Annotated in this window: 25 protein-coding genes; 15 read left to right on the top strand and 10 right to left on the bottom strand. The window is 43.2% G+C overall.

Annotated features, from left to right (window positions below; genetic code table 11):
* The first annotated feature begins 151 nt into the window (after positions 1–151).
* Positions 152–751, top strand: a complete 600-nt coding sequence (locus AB2J24_RS06000) for a TetR/AcrR family transcriptional regulator (RefSeq protein ID WP_367384799.1) — start codon at positions 152–154, stop codon at positions 749–751.
* A gap of 266 nt (positions 752–1,017) precedes the next feature.
* Complete coding sequence (locus AB2J24_RS05995) at positions 1,018–1,485, top strand: chemotaxis protein CheW (RefSeq protein ID WP_162654495.1); 468 nt, start codon at positions 1,018–1,020, stop codon at positions 1,483–1,485.
* Positions 1,486–1,543: 58 nt separating this feature from the next.
* On the opposite strand, the gene AB2J24_RS05990 is transcribed toward AB2J24_RS05995, so the two are convergent.
* From AB2J24_RS05990 to dapD, 3 genes are read right to left on the bottom strand one after another with little or no spacing between them, the layout of a single operon-like run.
* Positions 1,544–2,137, bottom strand: coding sequence for a hypothetical protein (locus AB2J24_RS05990; RefSeq protein WP_367384797.1), 594 nt, complete (start codon positions 2,135–2,137; stop codon positions 1,544–1,546).
* Entirely contained in the window at positions 2,138–3,319 is a 1,182-nt protein-coding gene (gene dapE / locus AB2J24_RS05985) for a succinyl-diaminopimelate desuccinylase (RefSeq protein WP_367384796.1), read from the bottom strand.
* 30 nt (positions 3,320–3,349) lie between these two features.
* Positions 3,350–4,204, bottom strand: a complete 855-nt coding sequence (gene dapD / locus AB2J24_RS05980) for a 2,3,4,5-tetrahydropyridine-2,6-dicarboxylate N-succinyltransferase (RefSeq protein WP_162654492.1) — start codon at positions 4,202–4,204, stop codon at positions 3,350–3,352.
* Between the two features lie 176 nt (positions 4,205–4,380).
* On the opposite strand from dapD, the gene AB2J24_RS05975 reads away from it, so the two are divergent.
* Positions 4,381–5,223 carry an LOG family protein gene (locus tag AB2J24_RS05975; RefSeq protein ID WP_162654491.1) on the top strand — a complete coding sequence of 281 codons (843 nt, stop codon included), beginning with the start codon at positions 4,381–4,383 and terminating at the stop codon, positions 5,221–5,223.
* Positions 5,224–5,304: 81 nt separating this feature from the next.
* Here the strand turns inward: AB2J24_RS05975 and AB2J24_RS05970 are convergent, their stop codons facing one another.
* The 4 genes from AB2J24_RS05970 to AB2J24_RS05955 form a co-directional block, all read right to left on the bottom strand.
* Positions 5,305–5,829, bottom strand: coding sequence for an EF-hand domain-containing protein (locus AB2J24_RS05970; RefSeq protein WP_367384795.1), 525 nt, complete (start codon positions 5,827–5,829; stop codon positions 5,305–5,307).
* A 153-nt stretch (positions 5,830–5,982) separates the two neighbouring features.
* On the bottom strand, positions 5,983–6,612 hold the full coding sequence (gene upp / locus AB2J24_RS05965; protein WP_162654490.1) for a uracil phosphoribosyltransferase: 630 nt from the start codon (positions 6,610–6,612) through the stop codon (positions 5,983–5,985).
* Between the two features lie 34 nt (positions 6,613–6,646).
* The gene (locus AB2J24_RS05960) at positions 6,647–7,624 is read right to left on the bottom strand and encodes an adenosine deaminase (RefSeq protein ID WP_420883624.1); all 978 of its coding nucleotides are present in this window, start codon (positions 7,622–7,624) and stop codon (positions 6,647–6,649) included.
* Positions 7,624–8,805: a phosphopentomutase gene (locus tag AB2J24_RS05955; RefSeq protein ID WP_367384794.1), complete on the bottom strand. Its 1,182-nt coding sequence runs from the start codon at positions 8,803–8,805 to the stop codon at positions 7,624–7,626. The genes AB2J24_RS05960 and AB2J24_RS05955 overlap by 1 nt, the downstream gene beginning before the upstream one ends.
* A 125-nt stretch (positions 8,806–8,930) precedes the next feature.
* Here AB2J24_RS05955 and AB2J24_RS05950 point away from each other — a divergent pair, with 125 nt between their 5' ends.
* On the top strand, positions 8,931–9,896 hold the full coding sequence (locus AB2J24_RS05950; protein WP_367384793.1) for a phosphate/phosphite/phosphonate ABC transporter substrate-binding protein: 966 nt from the start codon (positions 8,931–8,933) through the stop codon (positions 9,894–9,896).
* Between the two features lie 3 nt (positions 9,897–9,899).
* Here AB2J24_RS05950 and AB2J24_RS05945 read toward each other — a convergent pair whose 3' ends face one another.
* From AB2J24_RS05945 to AB2J24_RS05935, 3 genes are all read right to left on the bottom strand, one after another.
* Entirely contained in the window at positions 9,900–10,526 is a 627-nt protein-coding gene (locus AB2J24_RS05945; RefSeq protein WP_367384792.1) for a TadE/TadG family type IV pilus assembly protein, read from the bottom strand.
* Entirely contained in the window at positions 10,526–11,131 is a 606-nt protein-coding gene (locus AB2J24_RS05940) for a TadE/TadG family type IV pilus assembly protein (protein WP_367384791.1), read from the bottom strand. The genes AB2J24_RS05945 and AB2J24_RS05940 overlap by 1 nt, the downstream gene beginning before the upstream one ends.
* Before the next feature lie 137 nt (positions 11,132–11,268).
* Positions 11,269–11,601: a pilus assembly protein N-terminal domain-containing protein gene (locus tag AB2J24_RS05935; RefSeq protein ID WP_420883630.1), complete on the bottom strand. Its 333-nt coding sequence runs from the start codon at positions 11,599–11,601 to the stop codon at positions 11,269–11,271.
* A gap of 361 nt (positions 11,602–11,962) precedes the next feature.
* Here AB2J24_RS05935 and AB2J24_RS05930 point away from each other — a divergent pair, with 361 nt between their 5' ends.
* From AB2J24_RS05930 to AB2J24_RS05880, 11 genes are all read left to right on the top strand, one after another.
* A complete protein-coding gene (locus tag AB2J24_RS05930) occupies positions 11,963–12,145 on the top strand; it encodes a Flp family type IVb pilin (protein ID WP_367384790.1) in 183 nt (60 codons plus the stop codon).
* A 161-nt stretch (positions 12,146–12,306) separates the two neighbouring features.
* Positions 12,307–12,816: an A24 family peptidase gene (locus AB2J24_RS05925; protein ID WP_367384789.1), complete on the top strand. Its 510-nt coding sequence runs from the start codon at positions 12,307–12,309 to the stop codon at positions 12,814–12,816.
* A gap of 175 nt (positions 12,817–12,991) precedes the next feature.
* Positions 12,992–13,804: a Flp pilus assembly protein CpaB gene (gene cpaB, locus AB2J24_RS05920; protein ID WP_162654482.1), complete on the top strand. Its 813-nt coding sequence runs from the start codon at positions 12,992–12,994 to the stop codon at positions 13,802–13,804.
* A gap of 34 nt (positions 13,805–13,838) precedes the next feature.
* On the top strand, positions 13,839–15,395 hold the full coding sequence (locus tag AB2J24_RS05915; protein WP_367384788.1) for a type II and III secretion system protein family protein: 1,557 nt from the start codon (positions 13,839–13,841) through the stop codon (positions 15,393–15,395).
* Between the two features lie 72 nt (positions 15,396–15,467).
* The gene (locus AB2J24_RS05910; protein ID WP_367384787.1) at positions 15,468–16,103 is read left to right on the top strand and encodes a CpaD family pilus assembly protein; all 636 of its coding nucleotides are present in this window, start codon (positions 15,468–15,470) and stop codon (positions 16,101–16,103) included.
* Positions 16,104–16,136: 33 nt separating this feature from the next.
* On the top strand, positions 16,137–17,426 hold the full coding sequence (locus tag AB2J24_RS05905) for an AAA family ATPase (RefSeq protein ID WP_420883629.1): 1,290 nt from the start codon (positions 16,137–16,139) through the stop codon (positions 17,424–17,426).
* Positions 17,427–17,459: 33 nt separating this feature from the next.
* Positions 17,460–18,917, top strand: coding sequence for a CpaF family protein (locus tag AB2J24_RS05900; RefSeq protein ID WP_162654478.1), 1,458 nt, complete (start codon positions 17,460–17,462; stop codon positions 18,915–18,917).
* A gap of 46 nt (positions 18,918–18,963) precedes the next feature.
* Positions 18,964–19,977 (top strand): type II secretion system F family protein, encoded by a 1,014-nt coding sequence (locus tag AB2J24_RS05895; protein ID WP_367384785.1) that lies wholly within the window; start codon positions 18,964–18,966, stop codon positions 19,975–19,977.
* A 17-nt stretch (positions 19,978–19,994) separates the two neighbouring features.
* Positions 19,995–20,975, top strand: a complete 981-nt coding sequence (locus tag AB2J24_RS05890; protein ID WP_367384784.1) for a type II secretion system F family protein — start codon at positions 19,995–19,997, stop codon at positions 20,973–20,975.
* 90 nt (positions 20,976–21,065) lie between these two features.
* Entirely contained in the window at positions 21,066–22,634 is a 1,569-nt protein-coding gene (guaA, locus tag AB2J24_RS05885) for a glutamine-hydrolyzing GMP synthase (RefSeq protein ID WP_367384783.1), read from the top strand.
* A gap of 76 nt (positions 22,635–22,710) precedes the next feature.
* Complete coding sequence (locus tag AB2J24_RS05880) at positions 22,711–22,920, top strand: PhnA domain-containing protein (protein ID WP_367384782.1); 210 nt, start codon at positions 22,711–22,713, stop codon at positions 22,918–22,920.
* Position 22,921 lies beyond the last annotated feature (1 nt).

Below are 22,921 nucleotides of genomic sequence, written 5' to 3'. Positions count from 1 at the left end.
TATCTGATGCAAGCAAAATACGTACTTCATACTTGATTTTGCATTGCAAAACGGTTCATATTTAATATATGAACAATGTTCAAATTGGATATAGACGAAAAATGAACAATGTTCAACATAAAAATGAACAATGTTCAAAAAAGAGCTTATTATGAATCGCAACGAGAAACGAAATCTTCTGAAACAACGTATATTTGATGCAGCGTTTCGGAGAATTGAAAAAAATGGCCTTATTGGTCTGCGTGCACGTGATATTGCAATTGAGGCAGATTGTTCGCTTGGCAGTTTGTATAATGCCTATACAGACCTTGATGATCTTATTTTAAATGTAAATAGCCACATCCTGATGATGTTATCGGAAAGTATTGGGCAACAACCCGCGGAAAACTTAGATCCAGAAGAAAATTTGAGGCTCCTTGCTCAGCGTTATATGAACTTTGCGTATGATAATTATAATCTCTGGACATCGCTTTTTACACATACGATGCATGACAATACGCCTATTCCGGATTGGTATCTTGATCGAACAAATGAAACTTTCTCAAAAGTCATTGCACCTTTGTTAAGGCTTCGGCCCGATCTTGAACAGGAAGAAGTCTCGCAAATGGTAAGAACCTTGTTTTCAGCGGTTCACGGGATCATAGCAATTAATCTTCAAGAACGCTTTATGTCGATTTCCCGGGGTGCTTTGGAAGAGCAACTTCAAAATTTCGTCTCAATCTATGCAAAAGGCTTGACTGTTGAGGCGTGATTTTCATTCAGTTTCGCACCAGTATTAAAAATTATATCTGGCTATTAACAAATTAGAAACCGAGAGAAGGCATGATCGGAGTATCTGGGAAGCCCAAATTTGACGGCTCGAGCATGACGCCCATCCTAGAAGCTGTAAAACAGCATGCCTGTATTCCATATTCAGTTAGATAACAGCTTTGTGCGTATCCAAAGGTTAATGGTGGCAATTTAGAGTAAATGCATGAGCGACTTGGGGCTCGATTAGAGGATTTTGGAGATTTCACTATGAACGAACAAACAGATGTTAAAGAATCTGGCCAGATTGAAATTATATCGTTTCATCTAGGGGATCAGGTATTCTGCGTAAATATTATGGCGGTTCGCGAAATTCGCGGCTGGGCACCATCAACAATGTTGCCACATTCACCAAGTCACGTTCTTGGTGTTATCAACCTTCGTGGGTCAGTTATTCCTGTCATCGATATGGCTATTCGTCTTGGTTTATCGCCAATTAAACCAACAGAGCGTAGTGCGATTATTGTGACAAACATCGCTGATAAGCTTGTTGGTCTTTTGGTCGAAAATGTGTCTGATATGATCACTGTTAAAGAAGAAGATCTGCAGCCTGCACCAGATGTGTTGCCGGAAGCTGAGCGTTCGCTCACACGTGCGATCATTCCGGTTGATGATCAGATGATCTGTTACCTAGAGCTTGATTCACTCTTCCCAGATGTTGAAGAATTAGCTGCATAAGCAAAGAAAAATTAATATCACAGAAGCCCGCTGGATTTGAATTCGGTGGGCTTTTTTGTCATACAGTCGAATAAATGAAGCTTGAAATAAAAATGCTGCTGGCTACATTTACCAGTGTGAGTGCAAATGCGAACAATTTGTGATTTCCGAGCATGTGCCTAACGACGCGGAAATATAGTCCTACAATTGTTATATATATTACAAACTCAATGATCATCGCAGTATCATCACCCAGTGGTAGGATGTAATTCATCGTTGCTGGAATGAAAAAGACATATGTTGCAAACAAATTAAACCAGTTTGTAGCGATGATCATGGGTGCTGCAAGTTTTTCTGCCGATGCAAGAACCATAATTAAGTAGATTGAAATGGCGAATATACCCCATGCAACTGCATCAAAAACGCTCACGGTGATCAAAAAATCGACGTGAGTGGCGTCTTCCGCAATTTCACTTCGCCGCCAAACCAATGACCACATAAATAATTGTGCTGGCAAACACCAAAAATACGCCATGAATGAACGTGTAACATTCATGCCTGATTGCAAGATTATTCTGACACCTTCTTGATTATTCTGAATGATCAGCAAAATAGCATAAAGATAACGCGATGCTTCTGATATTGCTCGATTTTTAGAACCTATTTCGGACATTCAAGAAAACCAGGATTTTAAAAATTCATGATAGATTTCGGTGAGTTTTTCCACGTCCGCGACACGCGCGCGCTCATCAACCATATGCATGGTTTGCCCAACAAGACCAAATTCCACCACCGGGCAATAGTCTTTGATGAAACGCGCATCCGATGTGCCGCCCGTTGTTGATGATTGAGGTTTTGCGCCTAGCACTGCTGCAATGGCATTGCTGAGTGCCTTTGTGAGGCGATCATCTTTTGTGAGGAACACAGGGCTTACGCGATTTAGAAATTCTATCCTGTAATTAGTTGCGGCTTTATCTTTTCGTAGAGATAAATCATGTGCGGCGGCATCAAGTCGTTTGGCAACTTCCTTGCGAAGGCTGTCTTCAGTCCAAAGGTTGTTAAAACGGATGTTAAATTGAAAGGCAGCCTGCTGGGCGATAACATTATTTGCCTTGTTGCCAACATCAACAGTCGTCACTTCCAGATTGGTTGGCGGAAATTCATTGGTGCCTTCATCAAATGGGGTGCCCATTAATGCTGTCAACATCATGGTTGCGCCGCGAATTGGATTGTCAGCCAGATGGGGATAGGCTACATGACCTTGAATACCATCAACGGTAACGCGGGCAGATAATGACCCACGTCGGCCGATTTTGATCATATCGCCCAGTTGCTCAGGATTTGTTGGCTCGCCAACAATACAAGCATCCCAAACCTCACCCTTGTCGTGTGCATATTTGAGTAATTTGTCTGTGCCATTGATCGCAACGCCCTCTTCGTCACCTGTTATGAGAAGTGAGACAGAACCATCAAAGTCAGGATTTTCGTTCAGATAAATTGAAAAGGCAGCAATAAAGCAAGCAATACCGCCTTTCATATCTACAGCACCACGGCCATAAATTTCACCGTCGATAATGTCACCAGAAAACGGTGGTTTTGTCCAACTTGCTTTATCTCCCACGGGGACGACGTCTGTGTGTCCGGCAAACATAAAATGAGGAGAACTATTGCCATAGCGGGCGTAGAGGTTTTCAACATCATCCAAACCATCTTCGCTGAAAGTAATACGTTCAACTGTAAAACCTAAATCAGATAAGACCGTTTCCAACAACTCAAGTGCACCGCCTTCTGCCGGTGTGACAGAAGGGCAGCGGATTAAATCTTGCAGTAATGAAACAGCATCATATTTTGGCATGTTTTACCCAGACAGTATTTGAAGAGCGAATTAGTCTCTAAGGAGTTCGTTGATACCAGTTTTTGATCGTGTTTGTGCGTCGACTTGTTTTACGATCACCGCGCAATAAAGATTTGGTGCTGCTTGTCCGTTGCCCATAACTTTATCCGACGCCAGTGAACCCGCAACAACAACGGAATAAGGTGGAACTTCACCATAAGAAATCTCGCCCGTTGTGCGATTTACAATTTTTGTGGATTTACCAATAAAGACACCCATCCCCAGAACAGAACCTTCGCGGATGATGCATCCTTCAACAACCTCAGAGCGGGCACCAATGAAGCAATTATCTTCAATGATTGTTGGACCGGCCTGCATTGGTTCTAAAACACCACCAATGCCAACGCCGCCGGATAGGTGAACGTTCTTGCCAATTTGTGCACATGAGCCAACTGTTGCCCAAGCATCAACCATTGTACCCTCGTCAACATGCGCTCCAAGATTTACAAATGACGGCATCAATACTACGTTTGGCGCAATATAGGCAGATTTTCGTACAACTGCATTTGGAACAGCGCGAATACCAGCTGCTTGCCAGCGATTTTCGCCCCAATCTTTAAATTTGTTATCTACTTTGTCATACCAAGTTGTGCCTTGTGGTCCACCTTCTTGCGGCTCCATATCTTTAATACGGAAGCCCAAAAGGACAGCCTTCTTAAGCCATTGATTAACACGCCAGTCACCATTTTCTTGGCGTTCGGCTACTCGTGCTGCACCATTGTCCAAAAGTTCAAGCGCTTGTTCAATTGCCTCGCGTACGTCGCCTTTTGTTGAAGGTGAAATTGTATCTCGAGCGTCAAAAGCAGTTTCAATGGTTTTTTCAAGTTGGGTCAGGTCTTGTGTCATTTTATTCCTCAAACATGGCGTGTCACATCTTCACCTATCTTGCCCTTGCATGAAAGGTGTTTAATTTTCGTTGATGCAGTCCTATTGCAGCTTCAAGCCATGGTCAATGTCTGACAAACTATGATAAGTCCAAACAACAGAGAAGTTGATAATAAAATCAAATCGAAGGACATCACATGTGGGCTAAACGCATTAGAGAAATTTGGGATCCATTGCCAAGCAGTGGCGTTGATAAAAAACGCGCAAGCGAGGTGCCAGATACACCCCAGACTAGAGCGCCTGCATATCGACTTGCTTACGCGGATGAAGATTTCATGTGCCGTGAGGAAACGCGCCCCGTTCGATTGCAGTTGGAATTATTAAAGCCTGAAATCACATTGAGTGAGCATGGGATTTGCTCAACTGTCGTAATGTTTGGTGGAGCACGAATTCCTGAGCCGGGTAAGGATCCTTGGGCGGCGAAAAATGACATACAGAAGGAGAACCTCACCAAATCCTCGAAATATTATGATGAGGCGCGTAAGTTTGCCCGCGTTTGCTCGGAGGCTTCCAAAAAAACGGAATATACAGAGTATGTTGTCGTAACCGGTGGTGGTCCAGGTGTCATGGAAGCTGGTAATCGCGGAGCACATGAAGTTGACGCGCCTTCGATTGGTCTCAACATAGTTCTACCCCACGAACAAGCGCCGAATGAGTTTGTGACGCCTGACCTTTCGTTGAATTTTCACTATTTCGCGATTCGCAAAATGCATTTTCTATTGCGAGCAAAAGCCATCACTGTATTCCCAGGTGGCTTTGGCACGATGGACGAATTGTTTGAATCTCTTACACTTATTCAAACTGGCCGTATGGAGCGCATTCCAGTTATTCTATTCGGCAAAGAGTTTTGGAATACAATGTTTAATTTTCAAGCATTGGCCGATTTTGGAACCATCTCGCCGGATGATACCGACTTGTTTAAAATTGTCGAAACGGCAGATGAGGCTTGGAACATCATCGAAGAGCATTATAAAGATTAGAGACGCGTCTCTTCATTAAACAAAAAGGCCGGACCAACTACTTGTTTGGACCGGCCTTTTTTTCTTTAGAAAGTTGGAATATTAACCGTTCTTACGTTTCATATCGTCTGAATTAATCACACCATCTGAATTGCGGTCCATGCGTTTAAACATCTTGTCAGCATGACCAGTGAATTCTGTCAGTGTTATGCCACCAGAGTTATCAGCATCAAGGCGGTCAAAACTTGGACCTCTTTTACCTCCACGCTTACCTTTTCCTCCACGTTTGCCATCATTATCGTTGCTTTGTGCAGTTTCGGTGCGCTGTTGTTTGTTGGCTTCACGTTCGGCTTTGCGCATTTCTGCAATCATCTCAAACTCTTCTTGAGTGAGTGAATTATCATCGTCGGCATCGACTGATGCGAAGATATTTTCCTGATGTGTTTTAATTTCAGCTAATGAAATGTCGCCATCATTGTTAGCGTCTAATTTTTCCAACATGCGCTCAATATTTGGGCCATGACGACCGCCGCCACGTTTGTCACCATCTTTTGCAGCATATGCAAATGTTGATGCAGAAGCCAAGGCGATTGTTGCGGCGAGTGCTGTAATAAGTGTCTTTTTCATTTTAGTAATTCCTCTGTTTTGTTTTCCTGTTGCCCCCTTAATCTGGAAGCAACAGGACAGAAAAACCACTTACAATGCGTTCATGTGCATTAAAGTTTGGCAATGAAAATCAAGTCAAAAATTACAAAACTGCAATGTAGGGCCATTGGGTAGTTACTTTGTGCCGTATATACGGTCGCCTGCATCACCTAGACCTGGGATAATGTAACCCAGTTCATTGAGATGACTATCGATTGAAGCTGTGTAAACCGGTACATCAGGATGAGCTTTGTTGAAATTTTCAATACCTTCAGGTGCTGCGAGCAAGCAAAGGAAGCGAATATTTGTAGCGCCCCGCTCCTTGAGTTTATCAATCGCTGCGATAGATGAATTGCCTGTTGCAAGCATTGGATCAACAACAATACAAAGCCGTTCGTCCAGCAGATCAGGAGATTTGTAGAAATATTCGATGGCCTCAAGCGTGTCATGATCACGATAAACACCGATATGGGCAACACGAGCTGATGGCACCAAGTCGAGCATGCCTTCAAGCAAGCCATTTCCCGCTCGCAAGATTGAAGCAAAGACTAACTTTTTGCCTGCCAAAGTCGGTGCTTCCATTTCAGTCATTGGAGTTTCAATGGTTGCCGTAGTGAGTTTAAGATCTCGTGTTACTTCATAACAAAGAAGAGTAGAAATCTCACGCAATAGACGGCGAAAGCTGCCAGTTGATGTATCCTTCTTCCGCATAAGTGTAAGTTTATGTTGAACCAGTGGGTGGTCAATTACGATCGCGTTACTCATCTTTGAACCTCTATCAATTTGCTGTTTTTCTCTACTAAGTGTTGAAGCCAAGTTGAGCAAGTAATTTGTCTTTGATCTTATCCTCTACAAACGCCGCGTGAATGGCGTTTTTCGTAAATCCGACCATCTCATTGTCGCCAAAGCCAAATGTAGAGGCTATATTCTCATAATCTTTAGAAAGCGATGTTTTAAAATATGGCGGATCATCAGAACTAATTGTGACGATCGCGCCGGCGTCTTTTAGCTTCTTGAACGGGTGAGCAGCCAGACTTGGAAATACTGAGAGCGAGATGTTTGAGCCAGGGCAGGTTTCTAGCACAATCTGTTTGTCTGCTATTTCCTTCACCAGATCCATATCTTCGATTGCACGTACACCGTGCCCAATTCGAGTTGGTTTGATATGCGTTACTGCATCTCGTACACTATGCGCACCATCAAGCTCTCCAGCGTGGATGGTTATGCCAAGATCAGCATCGCGCGCGATATCAAAAGCGCGAGCAAAATCCTTGACCTTGCCAAAGCGCTCATCACCTGCCATGCCAAACCCTGTGATCAGTTCATGTGGTCTAGATGCTGCAAGGATTGCAGCTTTTTCAACATTTTCTGCCCCTAGGTGCCTCACGCCAACAATGATCATCCGGCAGATAATTCCAGTGTTTGCTTCAGCACGCCTAATACCTTCAGCCAACCCACTTATATAGGCTTTTGGTGGCAGGCCTGCTGCCATTGCGTGGTCTGGCGAGATGAAAATTTCACTATAGATCGCACCTGTTTGTGCAATGCTGTTCAGATATGTCTCGGCAAGTTGTGCATAATCTTCTTCTGATCGAAAAAGGTTGGCAACTGTGTCATATGCTTTGAGAAAACTCGTAAAATCGTGCCATTTATAATGATCACCATCTAATATATCGGAAATATCGGTTTGATATTTTATGGCTTGTTGAATAGCCAACTCTGGAACTACAGCACCTTCTATGTGGCAATGAAGCTCGGCTTTTGGTATGTGTTTCATTATAAAAAACTCACTCCATATACCGTCGGTTCAAGTGATAAATGTTCAGCCGCACTTGCGCCAATATCTGCAAAACTAGTCCGAATACCAATGTTTTTAGACTTTATGTTGGGACCAAATCCTAATACAGGGACACGTTCCCGTGTGTGATCGGTGCCTTGCCACGTTGGATCACAACCATGATCGGCAGTAATGATAACAAGATCGTCAGCGCGCAATTGTTTTTGGATTTCAGGAAGTCTTTTATCAAATGCTTCAAGCGCTTTGCCGTAACCTTCAACATCACGACGATGCCCAAAAACCATATCGAAATCCACGAAGTTGGTCATGGTTAGGCTGCCTTCTTCAGCCTTTGCCACAATCTCAAGTGTTTTATCAAACAAAGCCATGTTGCCGTCAGCTTTATGAGTTTGCGTGACACCTTGGTGTGCGTAGATATCTGAAATTTTACCTATGCTGATCACACTTCTGCCGGCATTCTTAGCAATATCTAGCAGAGTAGGAGATGGTGGCAACACGGAAAAATCGCGGCGATTGCCTGTTCGCTCAAAATTCTGTGGTGAATCTCCGGTAAATGGACGTGCGATAACACGCCCAATATTTAAAGGGTCAAGCTCAATCCGCACAAACTCACAAAGGCCATAGAGCTTTTCGAGACCAAATATGTCTTCATGCGCAGCAATCTGAAATACGGAATCTGATGATGTATAACAGATCGGCTGACCGGTTTTAATATGCTCAACACCGCAACGTTGAATAATGTCAGTGCCGGATGCATGGCAATTCGCAAGGATATCAGGGACGGATAGAAATTCGCATATAGCTTGCGTCAAGTTGTCTGGAAAACATGGAACTTCTTTTGGGAAGTAACCCCAGTCAAAATCAACGGGCTGTCCTGCTATTTCCCAATGGCCAGATGGCGTATCTTTTCCATTTGAAACCTCAGATGCAGCGCCATAAATCCCGCTGGGACTGCTGGCAGATTTCATGCCTATTGGTATCTTCCCGGTTGCTAGTTGAGCAGCATTTGCTAGTCCAAGTTTTTCCAAATTTGGTAGAGAGATCTGATAGTTGTTGGCGATATGTCCAAGAGTATTTGCGCCCAAGTCGCCAAATTTTTTGGCATCAGGCGCTCCGCCTATACCAAAAGAATCCAAAATTAAAATAAAAACACGCGACAATGATCAATCCAACATATTTGAATGCATTCCCCAGATTTAATTGATGATTTTGGGGAGGAGGAAGTCATGTTTACCATATATTAAGCATTTTTCCACGCCCAGAGTTATAAATGTTAAAAAGGTGTATGTTAAAGTTATTGCGTACTCACATATTACCAATCTACATTCTAGTTGTGCTCACTTTAGCAACTGGAATATCAACAACCAACAACGCTTATGCTGCCCGGAAAGATGAGTTAAAGGTTTTACGAGTTGGTGTTCTATATAACCATCCAATTGCAGAAAATGAAAAATCAATTGCGGAATTTTCAAACTTCTATGCCACTCAGTTAGGTCTTAAAGTAGAAGTTATACGATTCAAATCTTTGGGTTCGCTTATGGACGCCCACGGAAGTGCACGTGTGCAATATGCTATTCATTCTGCACGTTCCTATGCAACTATGAATGAAATCTGCAGTTGTCTTCATGCAATTGCACGTCCGATTTCCGCACAAGGTTCAAATGGTTTCAGGTCCGTTCTTATAATACGAGATGATAAAAAAGCCGATTATGCGAATGGAGAGAAGCTTCGTATTGGTTTTTCGCGTAAAAATTCTATGTCTGGCTGGCTCGTTCCTAATAAAGCTATTGAAAATGGAGATATTCCTGCGAATGACTTTCTGGAACTAGGTAGTGTTGAGGATGTCGTTAGTGCTTATGAGCGTGGAAATGTTGATGGATATTTTGGATGGGTCCCGACATCAAAACTCGACGAGGTTGTGTCTTCCGAAAAAGTATTTGGAACGATTTATAATTCTCGCCTACAAGCAGAAAAAAAGTCAACAATTGTGTGGCGGTCAAAGATTATTCATCATGGCCCGCATGTTGCCCATCGCTCGCTTCCCAAGGAGTTGGTAGAAGATCTGACGAATTTGTTGTTGAACATGAGTAGCAGATCACCTGAGGTTTTGGATATTATAGAGCCGTATTTTTCAGGAGGCTTTGAACAAGCGAATGTAGGTGATTATAATGCTATATCGGCAGTATTGAATCTAAGTTCAATCAGTGTGCCTGCGATTATCGACGGAAGATTACGTTCAACGTTACAATAGCTCTTAGCAGTCGCTACATGTAATTATTTCTGCTTCTCGCTGGTGGAGATAATACTCTTTTGATAATGTGATTGCTTTACTATCCCAATTAACTCCGGCTTTTTTTGGCGCAAGTAGCAACAGATTGTAATCAAGGTCCACAGTTGTCTTTAGCAAAAAAGTATCCGGTATTTCATAGGCTTTAGGAATAACGATTTCTTCTCCAACCGGAAACGGGGCTGCATTTGTGCCATTCCACGACCATGAAATGGTTGGTTTCCCTGTTGAATCAATATTTATTCCAATAACTTGCATTCCCAATGTGGAAGCATCATACGGAGCCACAATGCTCTGAGCAACGCCTACCATCTCTTTTAATCCAGCTTTATCTGTTGTTTTGCCTTGGGAAAGTATATCCGTTGTAATCGCAGAAGCTTTTGATACTTTCTTATCTATCGTCATGGCAACCGATAGTTCAACCGCGCCCACATAAAGTAGAAGCAGAACAGGCACCAGAAGTGCAAACTCTACAGCACCAATAGCATCTTCATTTCTGATTAACCGTTTTACAAGTTTCTGGATTTTGTTCTTCCAGTTTGAGGTTTTTTGTTCTTCAAAAAGATCTTTGTGGTCTGAAGGGAGAGCTTTCATTATGGATACTCCTCATTCTTGAAGGCGGTTGTCGCGACCATTAAGAAGTACGATGTGGAACCATCTTCAGGTCGGACATTTGTTATATGTGGTCGAATGAGATCCAGCATGATCTCCCATTTGTAGTAAACACGAAGAACGTTGATCGAGCCTGCACCGCCAGGATTATAGCTAAAACCTGTTGTATCCAACTGAGAAAACTTTGCGTTGCTAACAGTCGGTATGTCAGTATCAATTGATGCATAACCAGTAACTGTTTTCAGGTCGATTAAAAGTTTTTCATCGCCTGATGGCAATTGATCACAGGATAGCATGATACTGATTTCATTACAGAATAACTCTCTGAACTGGATTTCAGTCTTATCTGTCGCAGGTTTACCTGCATTAAACGTAATCTCACCAGTTCGCAGTTTGCGAGACACAGTATCAACTGCATTTTGCAACAATTGATTTCCTGCGAACGCAAGCAATGTTTCAACTGTTGCAAATATGATCATGAAGAATGGAATAGCAAGTATACCAAATTCGATAGCGGTGCTTCCGCTTTCAGATTTGCGAATTTTTCGGAGACTTAAAATTCTCTTTGAGAACATTTTCAACGCCACACTTGTTACTCCAATAACACATACTATCCACACTCTAAATAGAATGTGTTGATCAAAGGTAACCTGAAATATTTAAATTTTTATTGTTAGCTGTTTGGTTGAATTCGGACTGAGTATTCAACTTTATTGAAGCAGACCTATTTACTCGCATCGCCCTGTTTTTCACAAATAGGTGAGCAAGTTAAAACAGAACGTTCAACCTGTCTGAACACACGTACACTGTTTTCTTCATCAACAGAAACAACAATACGTTTATCAATGATGGCATCTCCGTCCTTGTCCAGAATCACGAGATTCGTCGTACCATAAGATTTTGCGGTCAATATAACTGTGGTTGGATCACTCACGGTAACATCAGCTACTTCCGAGTTTCCTACAATAACACTTGATACAGGCGCATCGAATTTCAGTATTCGGGCATGATTCATGAAGACACTAATTATATCGTTGGCTTGCACATTTATAGTCATTGAGGTGAGAACAAGTGCGCTCAATACAATTTTGGCTGCTGAAAAAGATCTCATCTAAATATGTCCGCGAATGAATGCAATTTTTTAAACAAGATCGCTTTTAATGGTGAATGAAGAGTTAAATATAAGGAATTTCATAAAGAAAACTACAGTTTTCCGTCTTTTAGTATCCATTCCTAGTTTTGTAGCTGCTAAATTTTTGGGGGTAATTCTTGTAAAATATGCCATCTTTTTCCATTTAGTTATTCTTAACCATATTTTTTAATCGGATGGAAAACCCTACTTGTTAGTTTGGCGCTAACCGACTGGTGGAAAACTAGCGGGTGCTGAAAAAACCATATATGGAACTTAGGAGTTTTAAATGACTAATCTAATCAAACGTTTTACAAATGACGAATCCGGTGCGACAGCTATTGAGTACGGTCTAATCGCTGGCTTGATTGCCGTTGCAATTATCGCAGGCGCCGGCACCCTTGGTAACGCTCTGGATAACCAATTTGATGACTTGGCGACTGAAATTGAAAACGCTTCACCTTCTACGTAGTAGTCTTAGAAATAATGATATAATTGCTTAATTGCAATATACTTAGGGAAGCCGCCGAAAGGCGGCTTTTCTTTATTTAACAGTTAGAAATTATGTTCGAGTTGATTTTCGATTTTTTAAACTTTGACCAATAGTATCGCAGATATTATTTGGAGAACGTTATGTTGGAAGCAGCAATTTTGGTTATATTTCCTCTTTGTATGGCGATGGCCGCAATGACGGACATTTTATCTATGACGATACCCAATCGTGTGAGTCTGTTGTTGGGTGCGAGTTACTTCCTACTGGCACCGATAGTTGGTTTAGATCTAATAACAATTGGTTGGAGTGTTGTTGCTGCGCTATGTGTTTTTGCTGTTTGCTTCACTTTATTTGCTCTGAATATCATGGGTGGCGGGGATGCTAAGCTTCTAACCGCAAGTGCACTCTGGTTTGGGTTTGGGCTAGATCTTGTCGGATATCTCACGCTCGTGGCATATTTGGGTGCATTCTTGACGATTGGCATCCTTATTCTCAGAACACAAATAATGTCTTATGTTACAAATGCTCTACCCATTCCGGCGCATTTAATGGATCCGAAGGCTGGGGTGCCTTATGGTGTCGCTATTGGTATAGCTGCACTTATGAATTATCCCGAAACGCAGATATTTATGCTTGCCATAAACAGTTAATCCCATATCCCGTTCACGATAGTTTTACATCGCCTTTAACTCAAAGCTGGGTGAATATTTGGCAAAATTGTCAATTAGCTAGTTATTAACCATATGCAAGAAGCATTTGTTAACCATAAATATACCTTTCCAGTGCAATTGTTCTTAAGGGCGAAAATGCTTTTAAGGATTCGTGATGAAAAAAACGAGGGTTATGATAATAGCAGTTGCGGCATTAGCTGCAGGTGTTGCCGCATGGTTAGCCATGGGATTATCTGGAAATCCCCAAACCGTTGTAACTGAAATTCAAAACACGGTTATTGAGCGTATTCCTACCACTCGTGTTATGGTCGCGAAGGAAAGTATTGCAGTTGGTGCACGACTAAATCCAGAGCTTATTGAATGGAAAAATTGGCCCGAAGATTCTCTCGTTGAAGGTTATATCACTGAAGATGCTCGTCCTGAAGCGGTACAGGAGATGGCTGGCGTTATCGTAAGATTGCCTATCTTTAAAGGTGAGCCAATTCGACCTGAAAAAATTGTTGATTCATCTTCTCGCATTATGTCTTCGCTACTTCCCGCAGGTAAGCGTGCTGTAGCAACATCAATCAGCGTAGCGACAGGAGCCGGTGGTTTTATCCTCCCGAATGATCGTGTGGATGTCATTATGGTTCGAAGAGCAACTCAAGGTGACGGATTTCATACGGAAAATATCTTGGAGAATGTTCGTGTTCTGGCCATTGATCAGCGCATTGAGGAAGATGCAGAAGGGAACCGAACCGCTGTTGGAACAACTGCAACACTGGAGCTAACTCCGGAACAAGGGCAGATCATGGCTGTTGGCCAGCAAATCGCAGACCGCATCACACTTGCGCTTCGCTCTGTTGCAGACGTTGCGGAGAAAGATACGGTCGGCGCGTCACATCTAGTTACAACGGGTTCTGGTGCTGATGATGTAAAAATTATTCGAAGCGGCAAAGTTAGCCAAGCTGATTTAGTCAAAGAATAAGTGGAGATAACTATTGTTAAATTCTAGGAACAAAATGACTAAGGTTTGGGGACAAGTATCTCTCATTTCAAAACTTGCTTTGGCAGGTTCATTTTTGCTTATCTCAAGTGTTTTTCATGTTCAGTCAACTTATGCGGCCAATAATGCTATCGTTAAGATTCGCAATATCGGACCCGGTATATCCAAGGCAATTAAGCTTGGCCTGAATAAAGCTGTTGTCATAGATCTTCCCAAGAATGCACATGACATTCTTGTTGCTGATCCAGAACTTGCAGATGCAGTTACACGCTCGTCACGACGTATATATTTGTTCGGTAAAACAGTTGGCCAAACAAACATCTTCATTTTTGGCAAAAATGGAGAAGAGATTATTAATCTGAATGTTAACATCGAGCGTGATGTTAGCGGATTAAGTTCACACTTGAAGAGATTTATTCCAGGCTCTGAAATTATTGTCGAGATTATTTCGGATAATATTGTTCTTACCGGGAATGTTAGAACACCTCAGGACGCTCAACGCGCTGTTCGGCTGGCTGAAATCTTTGTAAAAGGTGGGGAAGCGACAACGCGCTTGACAACTGCTACTGCTGAAGGCGGTGATGTTGATATTTCTGCTGAAGCACGTCAATCTTCCCAGATTGTTAACTTGTTGAATATTGACGGTGAAGATCAGGTAACGCTTAAAGTTACAATCGCGGAAGTAAGTAGAACTGTTCTCAAACAACTTGGTGTAAATGCAGTCGGTAGCGTAAGTGGCGCCAATTCTGCCGGGAGTTTCGGAGTAACAAACTTAGCTAATCTAGGAAAAGAACTTGCAACCGGGAATTTTGTCAGGGCAGGTGGAAGAGTTGGTAGCGGAGCAATTTCTGGATATCTCAGCGCCATGGAACAGGCTGGTGTTATGCGTACGTTGGCAGAGCCGAGTTTAACTGCAATTTCTGGTGAGCCGGCTTCCTTTTTTGTCGGTGGTGACTTTAACTTGGTAAGCGGATATTCCTCTGGTGAAACACTGATCGATCGAAATGGGAATGCCTATCAGCAGTCCGGTACCTACTCAAGCGAGAAAGTTGAATACGGTATTCGACTAAACTTCACGCCTGTTGTGCTCGCACCCGGACGCATAAGCCTCAAAGTTCGTACTGAAGTATCCGAACCGACGTTTGAAGGCTCAACTTCTCTTAGCCAAGGGACTAACGGTTTAGGACCAACCTTCCTGTCAATACGAAAAAGGGAAGCGGAAACATCTGTTGAGTTGCCGTCTGGTGGTTCACTTGTGATCGCTGGTTTGGTTAAGGACAATATTCGTCAGGCAATGTCTGGCTTTCCTGGCGTATCCAAGATCCCAGTGCTTGGTTCATTATTTCGTTCAAAGGATTTTGTGCGAAACGAGAATGAGCTTGTTATTATAGCAACACCTTATCTAGTCAAACCTGTTGCTCGACAAAATCTTGCACGCCCAGATGATAATTTTAACGCTGCCGGTGACTATGCGAGTTTTTTCCTCGGACGAGTTAATAAGATCTACGGTAAATCGAAATCCAAGCGTCCAGCTGGCCAGTATCATGGCGCTGTTGGCTTCATTTACAAATAAGGCGCATTTATGATGATAAAGATAGGTCAAAAGCAAGGGCATTCATCAAATTTCAAGTTGAGTTCGCTAACTATGAAATTAATGGCGGTTGTAACCGTTGCGGCACTTGCCGGTTGTGCAAATCAAGACAAAGGTTTGACGGTTGGTTCGGTGTCCGATGATTATCGTGCCCGCCATCCAATCATGATAACTGACAAGGATATGATTCTTGATTTGCCTGTAGGAAATTTCCCAACGCGCATGACACATCAGGCAAAAGACACAATATCTGGGTTTGCGCGCGATTATATGAAATCAAGTGCAGGTCAAATTTTAGTATTGCAGCCAATGGGTGCTTCGAACAGTCATAAAGCGGGACAATATGCTAATTTGGTTGCAAACGCTTTGGCAAGTTCTGGCGTGCCGCGCCATCAGATCGCAGTGTCATCTTATGAAACTGAGACCGAAGGTGGAGCTGCGCCTGTCAAGGTGGTTTATACAGCTTTAGCCGCTTCGACTGGACCATGTGGTGTTTGGAATGAAGATATGTTGGCAAACACACACACAAATACCAATTATGAAAACTTTGGTTGTGCCACGCAAAACAATCTAGCTGCACAGATAGCCAATCCTTTAGATCTGGTTGCACCGCGCAGTATGTCACAGATTGACGCCACGCGCCGAGCCAATGCAATTAAATCTTATCAAGACAATGGCGCAGGACTTTAAGTGTTGCATTTGTATGGCCGAATTTGAGGACCAATTATGAGTATAGATTACGCACAGCCCGAGCGGGATGAAATTGAGCCAGAAGCAGATGCTGTTGTAAGTGGTCACGAAGATGTATCGTCACTTCGTCCTCTACCGCGCATATCTGTTCATGCATTTTGCGAAACGCCAAGCCTGCTTGAGCTTATGGAAAATTGTGCAGAAGATCGGCGTTTACTAAACGTGAATATGAGAATTAATCAGGGGAGTATATTAGCAGCTGCAAGTATGTTCGAGACCTCGCCGACACCAAACTTATTGGTCATCGAAAGCAGTTTAGATAGATCTGGCCTGATGGATGAGTTGCAAAAACTGGCATCCGTGTGTGATCGCGATACGCATGTCGTTGTTATTGGGAATAATAATGATATCGGACTGTACCGTGAATTGATGCGCAATGGTATTGCCGAATATATGGTTAAGCCTGTATCGATGGCAGATGTAATTGATACAATGGCATCAATTTTTGTCGATCCTGAAGCTGAGCCAGTTGGCAAAACCGTCGCATTTTTTGGTGCAAAAGGGGGCGTAGGCGCTTCCACATTAGCTCATAATTGTGGCTGGGGAATTTCAAACCTGTTCTCAAGTGGAGTAATTTTAGCTGACCTTGATTTGGCATATGGAACCGCAAATCTGAATTTCGACTGTGATCCGTTGCAAGGTATGGCCGAAGCTCTGTTCTCTCAAACTCGTATTGATGATGTTTACATGGATAGGTTGCTCGAAAAATGTTCAGAGCATATGTCATTATTGGCAGCTCCTTCTATGATGGATAAGACATTTGACATTGACGAAGATGCATTTTTGCCAGTTATTGAGATATTGCAAAGATCTGCTCCAATCACAATTTTTGATGTCCCACATGTGTGGAATGCATGGACACATAAACTGCTTGCGGCTGTTGACACAGTTGTGGTTTGCGCAACGCCCGATTTAGCAAACTTGCGCAATGCCAAGAATATTTTTGATGTTCTTGGCAAAGCACGTCCGAATGACCCGATACCACATTTGATTCTCAATCAGGTGGGTATGCCTAAGCGACCAGAAATTAGTGTTTCTGATTTTTGTGATCCATTTGATGTTGATCCTCTCGCTGTTGTTCCGTTTGATGCAGCTCTGTTTGGGAACGCCGCAAATAGTGGCAGGATGATTTCTGAAATGGAACCTAAATCTCCAACTGCAGAGACAATTTCTCAGATTTCACACATACTGACAGGTCGAACAGAAGTGAAGAAGCAAAAAACTAGTCCATTAGCAGGCTTGTTATCGAAATTGGGTAAGTAGATAGAGTTCAAGGAAGCAGTTTGAGGCCGAAATATGTTTGGTAAACGCAGTACAAGCGGAAATGGCGGAAAGTTCGGAGGTAACTCTACCGATGTACTGGAACGTGCGTCTAGCGCTCCGGTGTCAAAGGTAACTGAGCCAGTACCAGTTCAGGTTGAGACTCCAATAAAAGCACCGCCAGCACAGGCTCCCAGCATTGCGCCCGAGCGTGATGAAAATTACTATGATACCAAGGCACAAGTCTTTTCAGCCCTCATTGATACGATTGATTTATCTCAACTTTCGAAGCTGGATACCGAAAGTGCGCGTGAAGAAATTCGCGACATCGTCAATGATATCATTGCAATCAAAAATTTTGCATTGTCGATCGCTGAGCAAGAGGAATTGCTTGATGATATCTGTAATGATGTTTTAGGTTATGGACCACTGGAGCCATTGCTTGCTCGTGATGATATTGCCGATATTATGGTTAATGGAGCAGGTCGGACATATATCGAGGTAAATGGCAAGGTTGAGGAATCTTCTATTCGTTTCCGTGATAATGGACAACTATTATCTATTTGTCAGAGAATTGTGAGCCAAGTTGGTCGCCGGGTTGATGAATCAAGCCCAATTTGTGATGCGCGATTACCTGACGGTTCTCGTGTAAACGTAATTGCACCTCCATTAGCTATCGATGGCGCAGCGCTGACAATTCGGAAATTTAAAAAAGACAAACTCACACTCGAACAACTCGTTAATTTTGGAGCTATTACGCCAGAAGGTGCAACATTGTTGCAAATTATAGGGCGAGTACGATGTAACGTTGTTATTTCAGGTGGAACAGGTTCTGGTAAAACAACTCTCTTGAACTGTTTGACGGCCTATATTGATAGAGATGAGCGTATTATCACATGTGAAGATACCGCCGAGCTACAGTTGCAACAACCACATACAGTGAGGTTGGAAACAAGACCTCCAAATATCGAGGGCGAGGGCGAGATCACCATGCGTGATTTGATCAAAAACTGTCTTCGCATGCGCCCTGAACGGATTATTGTTGGTGAGGTTCGCGGACCAGAAGTTTTTGATCTGTTTCAGGCCATGAATACCGGTCACGATGGCTCGATGGGTACAATTCACTCCAACTCGCCGCGAGAATGTTTGAGCCGCATGGAATCCATGATCGCAATGGGTGGATACACATTACCAGCCAAAACCGTTCGAGAAATTATTGCAGGTTCCGTTGATATTATCATTCAGGCGGCACGTCTTCGTGATGGATCGCGCCGAATTACGCACATTACCGAGGTGGTCGGCATGGAAGGTGATGTTATCGTTACTCAAGATCTTATGAAATATGAGATCGACGGGGAAGACGCTAATGGGCGTCTGATCGGTGTGCATCGGTCAACCGGAATCGGTAAGCCACAATTCTGGGATCGGGCCCGCATGTATAGCGAAGAGCAACGTTTAGCTGCAGCGCTTGATGGGATGGAGGCCATGAGGTGATGAACTCCATTCTGATCGGCCACAAGTTTCAAGGGGTTGTAGAATAATGTTTGGACTTGATATTAAACTTGTCATGTTGGTAGCATTAGTTGCCGTTGCGGTTGGCGCAGCTATTTATGCGTTTTTCTTCAATACCATAGATGCTCAACGTCATGCCGACACGCGTATTTCTCGAATGTCTTCGGGCTCAAACTCAAATAATTATGCTCAGAAAAAAGCTGCAAATGATCGTATTGCTGAAATGAGCAAGCGTAAGAAATCGGTGCAGGAATCATTAAAGGAATTAGAAGATAAGCAGAATTCCAAGAAGAAAAAAACTGCATCTCTAAAGGATAAGTTAGCACAAGCTGGCCTTACAGTAAGCATTGAGAAGTTTTATGTACTTAGTTTAGTTCTTGGCCTTTTTTGTGGCGTAGTTACATACTTTCTAAGTCAAAACCCACTCGTATCAATGGGGGTTTTATTCGTATCTGCAGCCGGAGTTCCGCTTTGGATCGTTTCTTTTTTGCGAAAGCGAAGATTTAAAGCATTTTTGGAAGAACTACCGAATTCGCTAGATGTAATGGTCCGGTCCATCAAGTCCGGTCTTCCTCTCAATGACGCAATCAGATTGATTTCCTATGAGGCCGCTGAGCCTGTGAAATCTGAGTTTTTAAAGATTGTTGAAGCGCAACAGGTTGGGATGAGTGTTCCAGAAGCCTGCAGTAGAATGTATGAACGCATTCCGGTGCCAGAGGTGAACTTTTTTGCTGTTGTTATTAATATTCAAGCACAGGCCGGTGGTAACCTATCTGAGGCTCTTGACAATTTATCGAGCGTTCTGCGTGCACGAAAAACGATGAAAGCTAAAGTAAAAGCGATGTCGATGGAGGCAAAAGCATCCGCGGTTATTATCGGTGCTCTGCCATTTATTGTTGGTTTTCTGGTTTTTCTTTCTTCACGTGATTACATTATGATTTTGTTTACTGACCAACGCGGACACCTAATTATGGGTGTGTCGTTGGTTTGGATGACAATCGGCGTGTTGGTTATGCGCAAGATGATTGATTTTGAAGTTTAGGTTTTGAAAGTAACAAAATGATCGCAACTCTTACAGATCCTCAATTCCTGATTCCGCTGCTTGTCGCGGTCGCAGTTTTCGCGACCTGTGTGACTTTGGCAATGCCGTTTCTTGAAAAAAGCGATACCGCCGCACGTATGAAATCTGTCGCATTGGAGCGAGATGAGATCCGTGCGCGCGAGCGTGCACGCATGCAATCAGAAAATGCTGCAAAGAATCAGAAGGTGGCGTTACGGAAAGAAAATAATAAGTCGGCTGGACGTCTTGTTGATCAATTAAATTTGCGTAAAGCTCTCGCAGATGAAAATACCACCAGAAAATTGCATTCAGCGGGATACAGAACCCAAAATGCCCTAAATCTTTTTCTTGCAGCTCGTGTTATTTTTCCGATTGTGTTCTTAATTCTAAGCTTAACCTACGTGTTTGTGCTTGATGGAATCCCGGAACAGACTACCGGAATAAAAATCTTTGTCGTCATAGTCTGTGCTTATCTAGGCTTTTACCTGCCAGTGATATTTATAAGCAATCAAATTGGTAAGCGTAAAACGTCCATTCAAAAAGCGTGGCCGGATTCGCTCGATCTGATGTTGATTTGCGTAGAATCTGGTGTCTCTATTGAGCATGCGATGAAGCGGGCAGCACAGGAAATTGCGGAACAATCGCCAGAGCTGGCTGAAGAATTTGTTTTAACAACAGCAGAACTCTCGTATCTTCAGGATCGGCGTGTAGCGTTTGAAAATCTTGGAAGACGAACTGATCTAGATATTGTTCAAGCGGTTTGCCAATCACTTATACAGTCTGAGAAATATGGTACACCAGTTGCACAGGCTTTGCGTGTCTTGGCACAGGAAAGTAGAGATATGAGAATGGCGCGTGCTGAGGAAAAAGCTGCCGCCCTTCCACCAAAACTTACCGTGCCGATGATCTTATTCTTTTTGCCTGTACTTTTCGGTGTTGTTTTGGGCCCTGCTGCTATTCAGGTTATGGATCGCTTTTAGGCACATCAAATTGCATAAATCACGTTGAAGATACCATATATGGTGTGAAGGGTACTTGCGCTTAACTCGCTATTCTCGTATCTCCGTTTTATGAGCGATAATTCTTCTTCTTCAAACAGTGTTTTAATCATTGATTTCGGTTCGCAGGTAACTCAGTTGATCGCACGTCGTGTGCGAGAAACAGGTGTTTACTGCGAAATAGTTCCTTTCCAGTCAGCAGATGAAGGCTTTAAACGAATAAAGCCAGGCGCGATTATATTCTCCGGCGGACCAGCGTCTGTTCCAGAGGAAAATTCGCCGCGTGCACCGCAGGCGGTTTTTGATTCAGGTCTTCCAATTCTTGCGATCTGCTATGGACAGCAGACTTTATGTGCACAACTAGGCGGCAAGGTTGAAGGTGGTCACCATCGAGAATTTGGACGGGCTGATATTGAGATTTTGAAACCTAGTCCATTATTTGAAGGTATCTGGAATGTTGGCGAGCAATATCCCGTCTGGATGAGCCACGGCGATCGGGTAACGAAAATGCCAGAAGGCTTCGAGGTTGTTGCAACATCGCCAAATGCGCCTTGTGCAATTGCAGTTAATGAAGAGCGTAAATATTATACGACAATGTTTCACCCAGAGGTCGTGCACACACCAGATGGTGGGAAACTTCTGGCTAATTTTGTTTTAAATATCGCGGGTCTTCAAGGCGATTGGAATATGTCTGCATATCGAGATCGCGCAGTTGCTGCAATTCGTGAGCAAGTTGGCGACAAGAAAGTAATTTGTGCGTTATCTGGAGGTGTGGATTCCTCTGTTGCGGCATTGCTCATCCATGAGGCAGTTGGTTCGCAGCTTACATGTATTTTGGTTGATCATGGTTTAATGCGTAAAAATGAAGCCAGAGATGTCGTTGATATGTTTAGCCAGCATTATCCGGATTTAAAGCTTCTCCACTGCGATGCATCAGAAACCTTTATTTCTGAACTAGAGGGTGAGGCTGATCCTGAAACCAAACGCAAGATAATTGGGCGATTATTTATTGAGCTATTTGAGGCTGAAGCTAAAAAGTTGGGCGGAGCAGACTTCCTTGCTCAAGGTACACTTTACCCGGACGTGATTGAGAGCGTATCATTCAGCGGTGGGCCTTCTGTCACAATTAAATCTCATCACAATGTGGGTGGTCTGCCAGATCGTATGAATATGCAATTGGTCGAACCTTTACGTGAATTATTCAAAGACGAGGTGCGTGCACTTGGTCTTGAGCTTGGTCTGCCGCAATCATTCATTGGCCGCCATCCGTTCCCTGGCCCTGGACTTGCAATCAGATGTCCCGGTGGTGTTACGCGTGAGAAGCTTGAAATTTTGCGAGAAGCGGATGCCATTTATCTGGATGAGATTCGTAAGGCCGGTCTTTATGACAAGATTTGGCAGGCGTTTGCGGTTCTTTTACCGGTTCAAACAGTGGGTGTCATGGGAGATGGCCGAACTTATGAATCCGTTTGCGCACTTCGCGCTGTCACATCTGTTGATGGTATGACAGCTGATTTCTATCACTATGATATGGAATTTTTAGGTCGTGCAGCGACACGCATCATAAATGAAATCCGCGGCATAAACCGTGTTGTCTATGATGTGACATCCAAGCCTCCAGGCACCATTGAGTGGGAATAAATATTGCCCGTGATGGGCTTGTGAAACATCGTAGAATTTGTACGCATTAACGAAAAGTTGGAAAGACAGTAACTCCGTGACCACTAAAGATACAAATGGCAAAGAACTTGATGACGGAAATACAGTTCAAGTCATTAAAGACCTGAAAGTTAAAGGGACGTCAACGACGCTTAAACGCGGTACGACATTTAAAAATATCAGATTGACGTCAAATGAAGGTCAAGTTGAATGTCGACAAGGCAAGTCCACAATAGTGCTCAAAACCGAGTTTTTGAAGAAAACGTAAT

This window comes from Lentilitoribacter sp. EG35, from assembly GCF_040784015.1.
Classification (GTDB): Bacteria; Pseudomonadota; Alphaproteobacteria; order Rhizobiales; family Rhizobiaceae; genus Lentilitoribacter.
The sequence above is the reverse complement of the archived record's forward strand: the minus strand, read 5'-3'. Positions and strand labels throughout refer to the sequence as shown.

What these genes read in the sequence shown, in the direction of transcription:
- AB2J24_RS06000 (WP_367384799.1), top strand. Translation starts at nt 152, where the DNA reads ATGAATCGCAACGAGAAACGAAATCTTCTGAAACAACGTATATTTGAT.
- AB2J24_RS05995 (WP_162654495.1), top strand. Translation starts at nt 1,018, where the DNA reads ATGAACGAACAAACAGATGTTAAAGAATCTGGCCAGATTGAAATTATA.
- AB2J24_RS05990 (WP_367384797.1), bottom strand. Translation starts at nt 2,137, where the DNA reads ATGTCCGAAATAGGTTCTAAAAATCGAGCAATATCAGAAGCATCGCGT.
- dapE (WP_367384796.1), bottom strand. Translation starts at nt 3,319, where the DNA reads ATGCCAAAATATGATGCTGTTTCATTACTGCAAGATTTAATCCGCTGC.
- dapD (WP_162654492.1), bottom strand. Translation starts at nt 4,204, where the DNA reads ATGACACAAGACCTGACCCAACTTGAAAAAACCATTGAAACTGCTTTT.
- AB2J24_RS05975 (WP_162654491.1), top strand. Translation starts at nt 4,381, where the DNA reads ATGTGGGCTAAACGCATTAGAGAAATTTGGGATCCATTGCCAAGCAGT.
- AB2J24_RS05970 (WP_367384795.1), bottom strand. Translation starts at nt 5,829, where the DNA reads ATGAAAAAGACACTTATTACAGCACTCGCCGCAACAATCGCCTTGGCT.
- upp (WP_162654490.1), bottom strand. Translation starts at nt 6,612, where the DNA reads ATGAGTAACGCGATCGTAATTGACCACCCACTGGTTCAACATAAACTT.
- AB2J24_RS05960 (WP_420883624.1), bottom strand. Translation starts at nt 7,624, where the DNA reads ATGAAACACATACCAAAAGCCGAGCTTCATTGCCACATAGAAGGTGCT.
- AB2J24_RS05950 (WP_367384793.1), top strand. Translation starts at nt 8,931, where the DNA reads ATGTTAAAGTTATTGCGTACTCACATATTACCAATCTACATTCTAGTT.
- AB2J24_RS05945 (WP_367384792.1), bottom strand. Translation starts at nt 10,526, where the DNA reads ATGAAAGCTCTCCCTTCAGACCACAAAGATCTTTTTGAAGAACAAAAA.
- AB2J24_RS05935 (WP_420883630.1), bottom strand. Translation starts at nt 11,601, where the DNA reads ATGACTATAAATGTGCAAGCCAACGATATAATTAGTGTCTTCATGAAT.
- AB2J24_RS05930 (WP_367384790.1), top strand. Translation starts at nt 11,963, where the DNA reads ATGACTAATCTAATCAAACGTTTTACAAATGACGAATCCGGTGCGACA.
- AB2J24_RS05925 (WP_367384789.1), top strand. Translation starts at nt 12,307, where the DNA reads ATGTTGGAAGCAGCAATTTTGGTTATATTTCCTCTTTGTATGGCGATG.
- cpaB (WP_162654482.1), top strand. Translation starts at nt 12,992, where the DNA reads ATGAAAAAAACGAGGGTTATGATAATAGCAGTTGCGGCATTAGCTGCA.
- AB2J24_RS05915 (WP_367384788.1), top strand. Translation starts at nt 13,839, where the DNA reads ATGACTAAGGTTTGGGGACAAGTATCTCTCATTTCAAAACTTGCTTTG.
- AB2J24_RS05910 (WP_367384787.1), top strand. Translation starts at nt 15,468, where the DNA reads ATGAAATTAATGGCGGTTGTAACCGTTGCGGCACTTGCCGGTTGTGCA.
- AB2J24_RS05900 (WP_162654478.1), top strand. Translation starts at nt 17,460, where the DNA reads ATGTTTGGTAAACGCAGTACAAGCGGAAATGGCGGAAAGTTCGGAGGT.
- AB2J24_RS05895 (WP_367384785.1), top strand. Translation starts at nt 18,964, where the DNA reads ATGTTTGGACTTGATATTAAACTTGTCATGTTGGTAGCATTAGTTGCC.
- AB2J24_RS05890 (WP_367384784.1), top strand. Translation starts at nt 19,995, where the DNA reads ATGATCGCAACTCTTACAGATCCTCAATTCCTGATTCCGCTGCTTGTC.
- guaA (WP_367384783.1), top strand. Translation starts at nt 21,066, where the DNA reads ATGAGCGATAATTCTTCTTCTTCAAACAGTGTTTTAATCATTGATTTC.